The organism is Thermoflexus sp. (assembly GCF_040289485.1).
GTDB lineage: Bacteria > Chloroflexota > Anaerolineae > Thermoflexales > Thermoflexaceae > Thermoflexus.
Map to the genome: position 1 here is coordinate 15,898 of NZ_PSLG01000014.1, position 13,951 is coordinate 29,848.

Consider the following 13,951-nt stretch of genomic DNA (forward strand, 5'->3'; position numbering starts at 1 on the left):
ATGGCGCGATGGAGGGCCCGCAGGCGGTGGAGCGCATCGGGGACCGGCTGGGGGAGCCGGTCGGCCCCAGGCCGGGCGCCGGCAAGGATCTCCAGATAGTGACTGCCGGCCAGTTCCGCCCGCGTCTCCCCAACGATATAAAGCCAATCCCCCGGGGCCTTCAGATCCATCGTGACGGTCCGCCGGCGATCGGGCACGACCCCTACGGCGGTGATCAGCAATGTGCCTGGGATGGAGCGCTGGCGGCTCTCCGCGTCGCGATAGGTGTTGTGGAGGCTATCCTTCCCAGAGATGAAGGGCGCTTGGTAGGCCACGGCGGCGTCATGGGCGCCTTGGGCGCACCGCACCAGGGCGCCCAAGGTGGAAGGATCCTTCGGGTCCCCCCAGCAGAAGTTGTCCAGCAAGGCAACGCGGTCCGGATCGGCCCCTACGGCCACCAGGTTGCGGAACGCCTCATCCACTGCAGCCCAGGCCATCCCATAGGGGTCCCACTGCCCATAGAGGGGGCAAAGGCCAACCGCCACCGCCAGCCCTGGCGTCGGCCCTTCCGCACGGACGGCCTCCAGGGGCACCAGCACCACCCCATCGCTGGGCCCGTGATCGGCCGCCCCGACCAGAGGCTTCACCGCGGTCGCCCCTTGGACCTCATGGTCGTAACGACGCAGGATCTCCTCGCGGCTGGCGATGTTCGGATGGCGGAGCAGGCGTAGGAGGACGTTCGTGAGATCGGGGGCGGGCGCGGGTGGAGGGAGGGGTGGAGGGTGCGGGGCCCAACGGGCCTCTAGCCGCTGGCGGGGCCGGCCGCGATAGAGGAACTCCAGGTCGAGGTCCGCGACCGGTTGCCCCCGGGCGAACAGGCGGAGCCTACCGGTGGCCTCGAACCTCCCGATGATGGCCATCTCCACTCCGTGGCGGTGGCAGATGGCCTCCAGGCGCGGCAGGTTCTCGGGGGGCACGGCCAACACCATGCGCTCCTGGGATTCGCTGAGCCAGATCTCCCAAGGGCGCAGCCCGGCATATTTCAGCGGCACCCGGTCCAGGTCCACCTGCACCCCCAGGTGGCGGGCCATCTCGCCGACGGCAGAAGAGAGGCCCCCGGCCCCGCAATCGGTGATCGCGTGGTAAAGCCCTTCGTCCCGAGCCTCGAGGATCACCTCCGTGATCTGCCGTTCCAGGATGGGATGGCCGATCTGGACCGCCGCCCGGGCTTCCTGAGGGGAGCGGTCGTCCAGGCCGGTGCTGGAGAAAGTGGCCCCGCCCAAGCCATCCCTTCCCGTCCGCCCCCCGATGACCACCACCGCGTCCCCGGGGCGGGGGGCGTTGGGTTGGGGATGCGCGCCTCGGGGGAGCCATCCGATGCACCCGCAGAAGACCAAGGGGTTGGCGGTGTAGCCAGGGTGATAGAAGATGGCGCCGGCGACGGTGGGGATGCCCATTTTGTTGCCGTAATCCTCGATCCCGTGGATCACCCCCTCCGCCACCCGCCGCGGATGGAGCGCCCCCGGCGGCACCGCAGCCGGGGGCAGGTCCAGCGGCCCGAAGCACAGCACATCCAGGTTGGCGATGGGCTGGGCGCTCACCCCCAGGATATCTCGGATCACCCCTCCGACGCCGGTGTTGGCGCCTCCGAAGGGCTCCAGGGCCGATGGATGGTTGTGGGTTTCCACCTTGACGGCCACCTCCCACTGTTCGTCGAAGGCGATGATCCCCGCGTTGTCCACGAAGGCCGAGCGCACCCAGGGCCGGGCGGCCCGCTCCGTCGCCCCCTGGATGAAGGTGCGCAACAGCCCGTCGATCTCGACGGTCTGCATCGGACCGTCGAGGGAACCCGGGGCCGGGCCAGTGTAGCGGATCCGAGCCTGGAAGGTCTTGTGGGCGCAGTGCTCGCTCCACGTCTGGGCGATGGTCTCCAATTCCACATCGGTGGGATCCCGGCCGATCCGGCGGAAATGTTCCTGAACCGCTCGCAGTTCCCAGGGGTCCAGGGCGAGGCGGCGTTGGCGGTTGAGGGCCTCGAGCGCCGCCTCCGAGGCTTCTCGGATCGGGATCACCTCGACGAGGGGGGCCAGGGAGGGCGCCGCCCGGAAGGGGGGATCCACTGGGCGATCGATGGCGAAGCGGTGGACGATCGGGTTGCTGCACAAACCCGTGGCCAGCCGCTCGAGGTCCCTCGCATCCAGGTGGCCCCACAGCAGGAAGCGGAAACCCCATGCGGCCTCCCGGATCTCGGCGAACCCCAATCGGTGGGCGGCCTGTTTCAGGCGCTCCGCTGCCGGATCCGTGACCCCCGGCCGGTAGGTCACCTCGATCCAGTGATCGGGGGTCTCCTCAGGGGGCTCCGCCTCGGCGATGGCGAAGGACTCGGTGAGCGGGTCGATCAGCAGTTGAGCAGCTAGGCGTTGTGCATCCGACAGGGTGAGGGAGCCTCGTAGGAAACAAAGGCGTTCCACCCGACATCGCCGCAGGCCGCAGATCCCCTGGGCGTGGGCGGCCTGCACCAGGGCGCGGCCTCTGGGGTCCTCAGGGATATGGCAGCGGATCCGGATGCGCAGGATCTGTTCCCATGGCTCCCCAGCGGCCGCCCCATCCGGCGGGATGGGCGTCTCCATCGTTTCCCCACCTCGAAGTTGGGATCCGGGAACCTTCGGGTGCTGGGCGCAGCTGGGAAACGCGATGCTTTCCGTCGGCAGAGGTCCTGCGTTGCGATGCCGAGGCGTGCGTCGTACCGGTCATTTGGGGTTTAATTCTAGCGGGGTTGCTGAAGACCGTCAAGATTCGTAGGGGGGCGCTGGGCTTCCCCGATGCGGACGACGGGGAGGGCATTGCGGAAGCCGGGGGAGGTCCCAGCGATCCGCAGCGTCCGCTGCCCTCTCGCCATCCCCCGGATCGGACCACCGACCGGCAGGCCCCCTCGGCCCACCCCTTGACAATCTGCCCCAGGATCTGTATAATCATGATATGAAAACGCTTGCGCACAAATTAGAATTCTATATGGCCACATTAACGATCAATAATAGAATTATTCACAGAACAGAAAAATCACTAACGGCTATATACTGAATTTAATAGTTCTATGTCCAGGCCCACATTGAAAGCGATTGCACAACAAGCAGGGGTTTCGGTGGCGACGGTTTCCCGGGCCCTGAGCGGGCGGGGGCGGGTGGATCCGGTCACGCGCCAGCGGATCCTACGGATCGCGGAGGAGTTGGGGTATGGGCCGGACATGGCCGCCCGCAGCCTGGTGTTGCGGCGTACGGAGAACGTGGGGCTTCTGATCCATGCTCTCCAGCCCCTCTCCCCCCATACCTTCTATGGAGAGATCCTGACGGCGGTGGAGCGGGAGCTGCGGCGGCATCGCTATCATCTCCACTTCGCCGCGGTCGAGGACGAGGCCTTGCCGCCTTTGATCAAAGAGAACCGGGTGGACGGTCTGCTCCTGGTGGGCTGCGATCTGCCCGCCACCCTGATCCGTTCCTTAAAGGACCGGGGCGTCCCCCTGGTGCTGGTGGACAACCACCTCCCGGGGATCGACAGCGTCTTCACCGACAACGTCGGCGGGGCCTTCCAGGCCACCGCGCACCTGATCCGTCTCGGCCACCGCCGGATCGCCTTCGTCGCCGAGACCCTGGACAACCTGAGTTTCCGGGAGCGGTTCGAGGGCTACCGCCAGGCCCTCGAGGCCCATGGCCTCCCCTTCGATCCCGCCCTCGTGGCGGAGGGCGAGCGGGGGTTTGAGGGGGGGTCCGTGGCGATGCAGCGCCTGTTGGAGCGGGCCCGGCCCACCGCCGTGGTGGCCGCCAACGACCCCACCGCAGCCAGCGCCATGCGGGCGATCCGCGCCTATGGCCTCCGCGTCCCTGACGACATCGCCGTGGTCGGCTTCGACGACGATCCGCTGGCGGTGCACACCGATCCTCCCCTCACCACCATGCGGGTCTTCCGACCCAAGATGGCTGCCCTGGCTGTCGCACGGCTGTTGGATCTCATCCAGCATCCCGAGCAACCTGCCCTCCACATTCGCATGGAAACCCAACTGATCATCCGCCAGTCGTGCGGGAGCCCTCCGATTCCATCCTGAAGGAGAGGAGGTTCGCCATGTCCCGACGGTTCGGCCTCCCCACGGTAGGGTTCTTCGGGCTTGCGGCGCTGGCCTTGGCCTTGGGGGCCTGTGCGCCCGCTCCCACCCCGACCCCGCCCACCCCTGTCGTGATCGAGAAAGAGGTCACCCCGACCGCCGCCCCGCGCCCCCGTGAGTTCGTTCTGGGCACCGGCTGGGAGGTCCCACCCGCCTATCATGGCAACCCCTTCGCCCCGGGCGGGGTCGGCGGGGCCTGGTGGTTCGTCTTCCAGCCGCTGCTCATCTACATCCCGGCCACCGGCGAGGCCCTCCCCAGCCTGGCGGAGTCCTTCCAGGAGGCCCCGGATCGCATCACCTTCCGGCTGCGCCAGACCGGCTGGTCGGACGGAACTCCCTTCACCAGCAAGGATGTGTGGGCCTCCTTCGTCCTGATGCGCTTGATGTGGAACTGGCCCGGCGAGGTGGACCGGGTGGAGACGCCCGATGACCGGACGGCGGTCATCGTCTGGAAGCAGCCCCTCGCCAACCCCAAGGCCCTCCTCAGCAGCGCCCCCATTCTGGTCAACACCAAAGCCTATGGGAAGTTCGCCGAGGAAGCCGCCCAATGGCTGGGCCGGACCGGCCCGGAGGCCGAGGAGGCGTTAAATAAAGTCCGTCAGGAGGTCTCCAACTTCAAGCCGGAGAAGCCTATCGCCATCGGCCCATATCAGGTGGAGAGCGTCAGCGCCTCAGAGATGATTCTGACGAAGAACCCCCACCACTACGCCGCCGGGCAGATCGCCATTGACCGCATCCGCTTCCTGCGTTGGACCTCCAACGAGGTGATGTGGGCCTTCCATCTGGCCGGGGAGCTGGACGCCAGCCACGCCGCCGCCCCCAAGGATGTGGCCGACCAGATCCTGCAGCGCCAGCCCAAGACCCGCCTCCACCTGGTCACGGATCTCTCGGAGTTCGCCCTGCTCTTCAACCTCCGCAAGGCGCCCTTCAACGACGTCCGCTTCCGCCGGGCCCTTGCCTATCTCATCGACCGCGACAAGGTCCGGGAGGTGGCCTACTTCGCCGGCCTGACCAGCGCCCCTTACTCCCATGGCGTCCTCAAGTCCTTTGAGGAGCGGTGGCTGGGGAAGGATTTCCTGGCCTCCCTCACCGCTTACAACCCGGACCCGGCCAAGGCGGAGGCCTTGCTGACCGAGATGGGCTGGCGGAAGGGCCCGGACGGCAAGTGGCGGGATCCCAGCGGGCGGACGCCCGAGTTTGAGATCCTGGCCCAGGCCGGGGCCACCGACTGGGTGCTGGCCGCCGAGGCCATCGCCACCCAACTCAATGGGCAGGGCTTCCAGGTCCGCGCCCGGGCGGTGGAGCCGGGCGTGTATCCCACCACCCTGCGGGGGGGCCAGTTCGACATGGCCATCCAGTTCGGCAGCGCCTGGTGGGGCACCGCCCACCCTCACACGGGCTACTACCGGCTCTATCAGGGGGAGGCGGCCGAGTTCACCGGGGCGAAGGATCTCATGAAGACCGCCAAGGGCCCCCAGGGCGAAGAGGTGGATGTCGCCCAGGCCCTGGATCGCCTCCTCAAGGAGCCCGATCCGGAGCGCCAGAAGGCCATCGTCCGCCAACTGGCCTGGATCACCAACGAGAACCTGCCGGCCCTCAGCCTGCTGGAGAAGCGGCTGATGATCTTCCACGTGGACGGTGTCCGGGTGACCGGGTGGCCAGCGGAGAACGACCCGCTGTGGACGGTGGCCCCGGGGGCCATCGAGCGGTTCTACGCCCATCTGCTGATCCAGGGTATCCTGAAGCCGGCCCCCTGAAGGGGCCGCGGGAAGGCCGGGGCGGGGCGCCCGCCGGCGCCCCGCCCGGGGGCCGATCGGAGCGGGCGATGCGTGGGATCCGGCGGGTGTTCCTGGCGGTGTTCACCATCTGGCTGGTGGCCACCCTCACCTTCGTGGTGGTCGAGCGGGCGCCCGGCGATGTTTTCTATTTGATGGCCCAAGAGATCGCCCAGGCCCGTGGGATCTCCATCGAGGTGGCCTACGCCCAGGTGCGTAGCATGATCGGCTACGACCCCACCCGCCCCCTCTGGGACCGCTACTGGGAGTGGCTAGGGGGGTTGTTGCGGGGGAACCTGGGCTTCTCTTACTTCTACCGTATCTCTGTGAACCAGATCCTCTTCCAGGCCCTGCCCTGGACGGTCTTCGTCCTCTCGGTCGCCCTCCTTCTCAGTTTCGGCATCGGCGTCATGCTGGGCCTGGTGATCGCCGTCCGCCGGCGTACCTGGCTGGATCCTTTGATCACCGGCTACGCCTCCCTCACCGATGCCACGCCGGATTACCTCACCGCGCTGCTGCTGCTGATCCTCTTCGCCCTGAACTTGAAATGGTTCCCCTCTAAGGGCGCCTACGACAGCAGCCTGACCCCCGGGTTCAACCTCCCCTTCCTGCTGAGCGTGTTTCACCATGCGACGCTGCCCATCCTCGCCTACACCCTGGAGAACCTGGGGGCCTGGGCCCTGGCGATGAAGGGGAGCGCGGTCTCCGTCCTGGGGGAGGATTTCATCGCCTTCGCCCGGGCACGGGGGCTGAAAGAGCGCCGCATCCTCACCCATTACGTCGGCCGCAACGCCATCTTGCCCCTGGTCACCGGGCTGGCCCTGGGCTTCGGCGGGATGTTCGGAGGCTCGGTGTTGATCGAGACGGTCTTCCACTACCCGGGGATCGGCTGGTTCTTCAAGTTCGCCCTGGACCACCGGGATTACGGGATGATGCGAGGGCTGTTGATCCTGACCACCGTGGCCATCGTCACGGCGAACCTCATCACCGACCTCGTTTACCCCTGGCTGGACCCCCGCATCCGGATGGAGGGTTGAGATGGGGGCCTTCCTGAGCGACCTCCTCCACGCGCTGCAGGGGAACCGGCGGGCCGCCGTGGGCGGCCTGATCCTGGCCGGCTATCTGCTGGCCGCCCTCCTGGGGCCGGCCCTCATCCCTCTGGACCCCACTATGAAATACGCCGAGCGGTTCCGCCCACCTTCCCTTGCCCATCCCTTGGGGACCGATTACGCGGGCCGGGACGTGCTGGCCCAGATCGTCCACGGCTCCCGGGACGTGCTGGCCATCGCGGTGCTCACCGCCCTCTTCACCACGGCCATGGCGGTGGGGATCGGGGCCCTCTCGGGCTACTCCGGCGGGGCGCTGGATGCCCTCCTCATGCTGCTGACCAACATCCAACTCACCGTGCCGGCCGTCCCGGTTTACCTCCTGATCGGATCGGTGTTCCAGGTCCGGGACCCCCTGGGGTTCGCGGCGCTGATCAGCCTGTGGATGTGGGGGCCGCTGGCCCGCGCCGTCCGCTCCCAGATCCTCTCCCTCAAAGAGCGGGAGTTCATCGAGGCGGCCCGCGTGCTGGGCCTGGGGACCTCCCACATCCTGTTGCGCGAGCTCTTCCCCAACTTGACTCCCTTTGTGGTCATCCACTTCATCCGGATTATGCGGGACGCCATCACGGCCAGCGTGGGGCTGATCTTTCTGGGGCTGGCCCCCTTCTCCCCCACCAACTGGGGAACGATGTTGAACCTAGCGGTGTTCCAGACCGGCGCCATCTACATCCCCAACGCGCTCCACTATGTGCTCGCGCCGATGGCGGTGATCGTCCTTTTCCAGCTGGGAGCGATTTTCTTCGCCCACGGCCTGGATGAGATCCTCAACCCCCGTCTCCGCGCGCCGTCATGAAGCCGTTGCTGCAGGTCCGGGATCTGCAGGTGACGTTCGATCTGGGGCGGCATGGGCGCCTGGTGGCCGTCGACGGCGTTTCCTTCGACCTGGGGCAGGGGGAGTTCGTCGCCCTGGTGGGGGAGAGCGGGAGCGGCAAAAGCACCACCGCCCTGGCCCTGATCCGCCTGGTCCCCCCGCCCGGCTATATCTCTGGAGGCCAGTTGGGGTGGTGGGGCCCGGAGGGGGAGGGCCCTGTGGACCTCCTTCGCCTGAGCCCGGGGCAGATGCGGGAGCGCCGCTGGCGGGAGATCGCCATGGTCTTCCAGGGGGCCCAGAACGCCCTGAACCCGGTGATGCGCATCGCCGAGCAGATGGTCGAGACGGTGCGGGCCCATTCCGCCGTGTCCCGCGGCGAGATCATCGAGCGGGCCGCCCGCTGCCTGCGCATGGTCCGCCTCGAGCCCTCGCGGGTGCTCCGGTCCTATCCCCACGAGTTGAGCGGGGGGATGCGCCAGCGGGTGCTGATCGCTATGAGTTTGCTGATGAGCCCCCGCCTGCTCATCCTGGACGAGCCCACCACGGCGCTGGACGTGATCACCCAGGCCCACATCCTGGAGATCCTGCGCGAGATCCACGCGCAACTGGGTCTGACGATGCTGCTTTTGACCCACGACCTGGCCGTGGTGGCCAAGACCGCCCAGCGGGTGCTGATCATGTATGCCGGCCGGATCGTGGAGGAGGCGCCCACCGAGGCCCTCTTCGAAGCGCCTTACCATCCATACACCCGGGGCCTGTTGCAGGCGGTGCCCACCCTTGTCGGGGATCTGGGGACGAAGCGCCCGATCCCGGGCGCGCCCCCGGACCTCCGGGACCCGCCCCCGGGGTGCCGCTTCCATCCGCGCTGCCCCTACGCCGATGCGCGCTGCCGGGCGGCCGAGCCGGCCTTGGAGGAGGTCGGCGGCCGCCGGGTGGCCTGTCATCACTGGCAGCGGATCGCCGCGTCCGGGAGGCCGGGATGAGGGACAGCCTGATCGCCTTGGAGAACGTGTCGATGGTTTTCACCCGGGGCTGGCTCTCCCGGGAGCGCGTCGAGGCCGTGGCCGGGGTCTCCATGGTCATCCCCGAGGGGGGGATCGTGGCCCTGGTCGGGGAGACGGGCAGCGGGAAGACGACCCTGGGCAAACTGGTGGCCGGCCTGTATCGACCGACCGGGGGGCGCGTGCGCTTCCGCGGGCAGGACCTGTGGGCGTTGGACCGTCGGTCCTTCGGGGAGTATCGCCGGGCCGTCCAGTTGGTGCATCAGGACGCCTTCGCCGCCCTCAACCCGGTCCGCACCGTCTATCAATCCTTGAAGGCTCCCCTCCTTCACTATCGGATCGCCCGGAACGAGCGAGAGGCCCGGGAGCGGGCGGCCGGGTTGCTGGAGCAGGTGGGGCTGACGCCGCCGGGGCTGTTCCTGGACAAATATCCCCATCAACTGAGCGGAGGGCAGCGCCAGCGGGTGCTCATCGCCCGGGCCCTCACGGTGGAACCCCGGCTCATCGTGGCCGACGAGCCCGTGTCGATGATCGATGTCTCCCTGCGCCTCGCCATTCTTCAGTTGCTGCGCGAGCTGAACCGCCGCCTGGGCCTCGGCATCCTGTATATCACCCACGACCTGGCCACCGCTCGTTACCTGGCCGAGGAGGGGTGGTTGGCAGTGATGTATCTGGGCCAGATCGTGGAGCAAGGCGCCTTTCGGGAGGTGCTGGGAAACCCCCGTCATCCCTACCTACAGGCCCTCCTCTCCGCGGTCCTGGTCCCCGACCCCCGCGCGGCCCGCTCCATGCGCCCATCGCCGCTCCCGGAGATCGATCCTCCCGATCCCCGACGGCCGCCCCCGGGGTGCCGTTTCCATCCGCGCTGCCCGTATGCCCAGGCGATCTGCCGGGAACGCCCCCCCGCGCTGCAGGGACCGGCGGACCACCAGGTGGCATGTCATTTCGCCCAGGAGATCCCCTCATGGCGCCCGCCCTCGGCCGCCTCGCCTTCACCATGGGCTTGACCCTGTTCCTGCTCGCCCTGGCAGCGCTCCCGTTCCTGCCGCTGGGCTCCCCCGCCTTCGTGGCGGACCTGCTGGCCCTGGCGATCAGCGGAGGGTTCCTGGCCCTCCTGATCGTGTTCATCCGGCGGGGGGTCGCCCGCCATCTCCCATCCCAACCCGCATCGGAGGAAGAGCGCCATGCTGCGTCTCGCCCGCCATCCTGAACCGATCCTGAAGCCCTTGCCGCACCATCCGTGGGAGTCCCGCTACGTGTTCAACCCCGGCGTCGTCTATCACGACGGCCTCGTCCACATGCTCTACCGGGCCATGGGCGAGGACGGGGTCTCCCGCCTCGGCTATGCCGTCAGCCCGGACGGGCGGACCTTCTACCGGCTGGGCCAGCCGGTGTTGTCCCCCGCCTCGCCCGTGGAGGCGCAGGGCGTGGAGGATCCACGCATCACATGGCTGGAGGGTCGGTTCTACGTCCTCTTCACCGCCTACTCCGGATCCGAGATCCGGATCTCCATGGCGTCCACCACCAACTTCATCGCCTGGACGCGCCACGGCGTCCTCCTGCCGGATGAGGACAACAAGGATGCGGCCCTCTTCCCGGAGAAGGTGAACGGACGGTATGCGATGCTGCATCGGAGGCCGCCAGATATCTGGCTGGCCTATTCGGAGGATCTGATCCACTGGACGGATCATCAGGTGATCATGCGCCCGCGCCCGGGCACCTGGGAATCGTGGAAGATCGGGGCCGGCGCCCCGCCCATCAAAACCGAGTGGGGCTGGCTCCTCTTCTACCACGGGGTGGATGACCACCGGGTCTACCGTCTGGGGGTGGCCCTTCTGGATCTGGAGGATCCGGCCCGGGTGATCCGGCGGCAGGAGGAGCCCATCCTCTCCCCGGAGACCCCGTGGGAACAGGAGGGCCAGGTCCCCCACGTGGTCTTCACCTGTGGGGCGGTGGAGATCGATGGGACCTATTATGTGTATTATGGGGGGGCCGACACGGTGATCGGCGTGGCCACCGTCTCCAAGGAGGAGGTGGAGCGGTTCTGCCGGGGACAGGGGTGAGCCGCCGCCCCGGCGCCGGAACGGCAAAGCCCGCTGGAGGGAACGACGATGCGCGGATGGGGGCCCCATTTCCTGGTCGGCGTCAACTACTGGCCGCGCACCCGCGCGATGTTCTGGTGGAAGCAGTTCGACCCGGAGGAGGTCCGCCGGGATTTCGGGGAGATCGCCGCCTGGAACATGGAGGGGGTCCGGATCTTCCTCTTCTGGGAGGATTTCATGCCGGAGCCCCATCGGGTGGACGGGCGGATGCTCGAGCGGCTCCGCCAGGTCCTGGACCTGGCGGGCCAGCACGGGCTGCGGGTCATCGTCACGTTGTTCACCGGGCACATGAGCGGCGTCAACTGGCTGCCGGCGTGGCTGCTCGATGGGGAGCGGGAGAGCGACCCCCGCTTCCGCTTGATCGCCGGCGGGCGCGTGGTGAAGGGGCGCCTCCGGGACCTCTACGAGGACCCCTTCGCCCTCGAGGCCCAGGTGGCCATGGCCGAGGCGGCCGCTCAGGCCCTGCGGGATCATCCCGCCCTGCTCGCCTGGGACCTGGGGAACGAGCCGGATCTCGTCCTCCGCCCCCGGGCTCCTGAAGCGGCGGCGCGCTGGCTGGCGACCCTCGTCCAGGCCCTCCGCGCCGTCGACCCGCAGCATCCGATCACCATCGGGTTCCACAGCCCGGTGTTGGAGGAAGACCTCGGGTTCCGGATCCGGGACCTGGCGCCCTACCTGGATTTCCTGAGCATGCACGGCTACTCGGTCTACGCCTCTTGGGCGCGGCATCCCCTCGACGAACAGATCCTGCCCTTCCTGACCCGCTTGACCGCCAGCCTGGGGGGGAAGCCGGTCCTGATGGAGGAGTTCGGGTTGCCCACCGCCCCCCCGGGCCAGCCCACCCAACCCGTGCGGGTGATGCGGGAGGACGGGACCGTCGAGATCCTCTTGATCGCCGAGGAGGAGGCGGCGGCCTTTCTGGAGCGGGCTCTGGAGGCCCTGTATGCGGCGGGGGCCATCGGGGCCTTCCTCTGGTGTTTCGCCGACTATCCTCCCGATCTGTGGGATCGCCCCCCGTGCGACCGCATGGTCCACGAGCGGCACTTCGGGCTGCTGCGGCCGGACGGGAGCCGGAAGCCGGCGGTGGCGGTCGTCGCCCGTTTCGCCGCTCAGAAACGCCCCCTCCGTTCCCCGCCGCCCGCCCTCCCGGTCCCCGCGGACTACGAGGCGCATCCTGGGGAGTCCCTGCGCCGGCTCTACGCCCAGTTCCTGCAACATCCTTAGGAGAGGGTCCGGTCGCCCCCATCGCCGCCGGGCGATGGGGGCGGTTCGCTTCTCGGGCCGGGGGCCCAGGGGTGGACCTGCCGCCAGAGATGGAGGGCCATCGCCCAGGTCCAGCGGGGCCCGTGGCGGTGGATGAGGCCTGCCGCGTGGGCCAGGGCGACGGCCTCGAAGCGATCGGGGACCTCTAGGCGTTCGCACAGGCCGGCGATGGCCTTCTGGACCCCCGCATGGAAAGCCCCCACTGGCGGGAGAGGGCCTTCAAGGGAACCCCTTCCGCGTTGATCAGGTCCTCCCAGCGGCCCCAATCGGTGGGGCGCAGCCGGCGCAGGCGTCGGCCGACGGTCGCCTCGAAGGTTTCCCCATGGGCCCAAAGGGAAGGAGACCACACGGGGGAGCCGCGGATCAGCCGCTGGATCCCATCGACGAAGGCCTCCCAGGGGGCGGCTTTGTCCAGGCAGCCGGCCAGCCGCAGCTCCCAGGCCACCCATAGGTAGAGGGGGGGCGGGCGGACGGCCATCACGGCCACGCGGCCGGCCAGGCGATCCCGCCAGGCGAGGGCACAGGCCAGCCCGCAACCGTCGGGAAGGAAGATCTCGATGAGGGCAACCCCCGTGGGCGGAGGCGCCCTTCAACTTGTTCTCAGGGCTTGATCCCCAACGTCATGGGGAGGGAGGATTGTGGGTGGGTTTTTGGACCTCATGGGTAGGAGGCAAGTTGCTCTTTCTGCCAGACCAACCTTTGCAAACTGTGATGCTCTGGGGACAGGGAGTTCCGGGGCAACTGGAGGTGGAGGGGCAGCGGCTGGACGTGCCGGCGCCTCCGATGCGGGTCGATTACACGCTGGTGTATGGGACACTGGGCTCTCAGTCGGTTTGGGTGGAGTTTCCGAGCGAGGGGTGCTGGGAGGTGGTGGGGCGGGTGCGGGGGCGGTTGGGGGAGGCGCGGTTGCGGGTGGTGGTGCTGGTGGTGCGTTTGCCGTTTCGGGTGCTGGAGGCGGACGGACGGGCGTTGCCGGTGGGGATAGGCTATCGGGTGGCCCAGCGGGGCTTGGGCCTGGGCTGTGCCGAATGGGTGGAGGGCTCGGAGGGAGGGCAACGATGAGCCGTTCGCTCCGCCGGATTCTTCATCCTGTGGCCAGGTTGCTTGTCCTCCTGGCCCTGGGGTGCGTCCGGAAGGCAGCGCCACCTCCTGCCCCACCGTCCCTGCCGGTGCCCTCCCCCGCTATCCCTTCGGACGTTCGCGAGCGCTTCCGCTCCGCGCTGTCTCCAGCGGCGGTCGTCGCCTGCCCGGTCACTCGCCCGAACGTGTTCTACCCGCCGGGTTTCCTGCCTGACATCGAGATGGCCGGATACAACGTCCGCAACCGGGAGGCCACCCTCTGGGCACGGCTGAAGCCGGAGGGCGCGCTCCTGTTCTATCCCGGTGGCCCTGGGCGGGTGGAGCCGGACGGGTCGTTGAGCGTGGATCTGTCCTGGTATCGGGTGGGCCTCACAGGCCCGCTGCGCGTCGAGGGCCGCCGGCTGGACGCACCGGCGCCGCCTTTATCGACGGCCTCCGTTATCGGCTGGAAGGTCCCTTTGAGGGAGGACGGTTGTGGCTGGAGTTGCGGGAGGGATGGCCCCCGGCGGAGGGCGAGCGGCTGGAGCAGCGGGAGATCCATGGACGGCTGGCCGAATGCGAGCGGGAGGCTTCTGGCCTGACGCTGCGATGGGAAGGGCCTGGGGCGGTCGTGCGGCTCTGGGCGGAGGGCGTGCGGGTGGACTGCGCGGCCCTGGCGGACTTCGTCGCCGGCCTGGA

12 protein-coding genes are annotated in these 13,951 nt (G+C 68.5%); 10 read left to right on the forward strand and 2 right to left on the reverse strand.

What is annotated here, in order from left to right:
- Nucleotides 1-2,609: phosphoribosylformylglycinamidine synthase subunit PurL (gene purL / locus C4313_RS04080; RefSeq protein ID WP_352428599.1), on the reverse strand; the 2,609-nt coding region annotated here is incomplete at its 3' end.
- 464 nt (nucleotides 2,610-3,073) lie between these two features.
- On the opposite strand from purL, the gene C4313_RS04085 reads away from it, so the two are divergent.
- From C4313_RS04085 to C4313_RS04125, 9 genes are all read left to right on the forward strand, one after another.
- Entirely contained in the window at nucleotides 3,074-4,078 is a 1,005-nt protein-coding gene (locus tag C4313_RS04085) for a LacI family DNA-binding transcriptional regulator (RefSeq protein WP_352428600.1), read from the forward strand.
- A 17-nt stretch (nucleotides 4,079-4,095) separates the two neighbouring features.
- Nucleotides 4,096-5,892 (forward strand): ABC transporter substrate-binding protein, encoded by a 1,797-nt coding sequence (locus tag C4313_RS04090; RefSeq protein WP_352428601.1) that lies wholly within the window; start codon nucleotides 4,096-4,098, stop codon nucleotides 5,890-5,892.
- 68 nt (nucleotides 5,893-5,960) lie between these two features.
- Nucleotides 5,961-6,947 carry an ABC transporter permease gene (locus C4313_RS04095; protein WP_352428602.1) on the forward strand — a complete coding sequence of 329 codons (987 nt, stop codon included), beginning with the start codon at nucleotides 5,961-5,963 and terminating at the stop codon, nucleotides 6,945-6,947.
- A 1-nt stretch (nucleotide 6,948) separates the two neighbouring features.
- A complete protein-coding gene (locus C4313_RS04100) occupies nucleotides 6,949-7,809 on the forward strand; it encodes an ABC transporter permease (RefSeq protein WP_352428603.1) in 861 nt (286 codons plus the stop codon).
- Nucleotides 7,806-8,810, forward strand: coding sequence for an ABC transporter ATP-binding protein (locus tag C4313_RS04105; RefSeq protein ID WP_352428604.1), 1,005 nt, complete (start codon nucleotides 7,806-7,808; stop codon nucleotides 8,808-8,810). The genes C4313_RS04100 and C4313_RS04105 overlap by 4 nt, the downstream gene beginning before the upstream one ends.
- Nucleotides 8,807-9,835 carry an ABC transporter ATP-binding protein gene (locus tag C4313_RS04110; RefSeq protein ID WP_352428605.1) on the forward strand — a complete coding sequence of 343 codons (1,029 nt, stop codon included), beginning with the start codon at nucleotides 8,807-8,809 and terminating at the stop codon, nucleotides 9,833-9,835. Before C4313_RS04105 ends, C4313_RS04110 begins: the two co-directional genes overlap by 4 nt.
- A complete protein-coding gene (locus C4313_RS04115; RefSeq protein ID WP_352428606.1) occupies nucleotides 9,793-10,038 on the forward strand; it encodes a hypothetical protein in 246 nt (81 codons plus the stop codon). The genes C4313_RS04110 and C4313_RS04115 overlap by 43 nt, the downstream gene beginning before the upstream one ends.
- Nucleotides 10,013-10,891: a glycoside hydrolase family 130 protein gene (locus C4313_RS04120; RefSeq protein ID WP_352428607.1), complete on the forward strand. Its 879-nt coding sequence runs from the start codon at nucleotides 10,013-10,015 to the stop codon at nucleotides 10,889-10,891. The genes C4313_RS04115 and C4313_RS04120 overlap by 26 nt, the downstream gene beginning before the upstream one ends.
- Nucleotides 10,892-10,939: 48 nt before the next feature.
- Complete coding sequence (locus tag C4313_RS04125; protein WP_352428608.1) at nucleotides 10,940-12,154, forward strand: glycoside hydrolase 5 family protein; 1,215 nt, start codon at nucleotides 10,940-10,942, stop codon at nucleotides 12,152-12,154.
- A 184-nt stretch (nucleotides 12,155-12,338) separates the two neighbouring features.
- Here the strand turns inward: C4313_RS04125 and C4313_RS04130 are convergent, their stop codons facing one another.
- Nucleotides 12,339-12,671, reverse strand: a complete 333-nt coding sequence (locus tag C4313_RS04130) for a hypothetical protein (RefSeq protein ID WP_352428609.1) — start codon at nucleotides 12,669-12,671, stop codon at nucleotides 12,339-12,341.
- Nucleotides 12,672-12,868: 197 nt separating this feature from the next.
- Here C4313_RS04130 and C4313_RS04135 point away from each other — a divergent pair, with 197 nt between their 5' ends.
- Nucleotides 12,869-13,255, forward strand: a complete 387-nt coding sequence (locus C4313_RS04135) for a hypothetical protein (RefSeq protein ID WP_352428610.1) — start codon at nucleotides 12,869-12,871, stop codon at nucleotides 13,253-13,255.
- Nucleotides 13,256-13,951 lie beyond the last annotated feature (696 nt).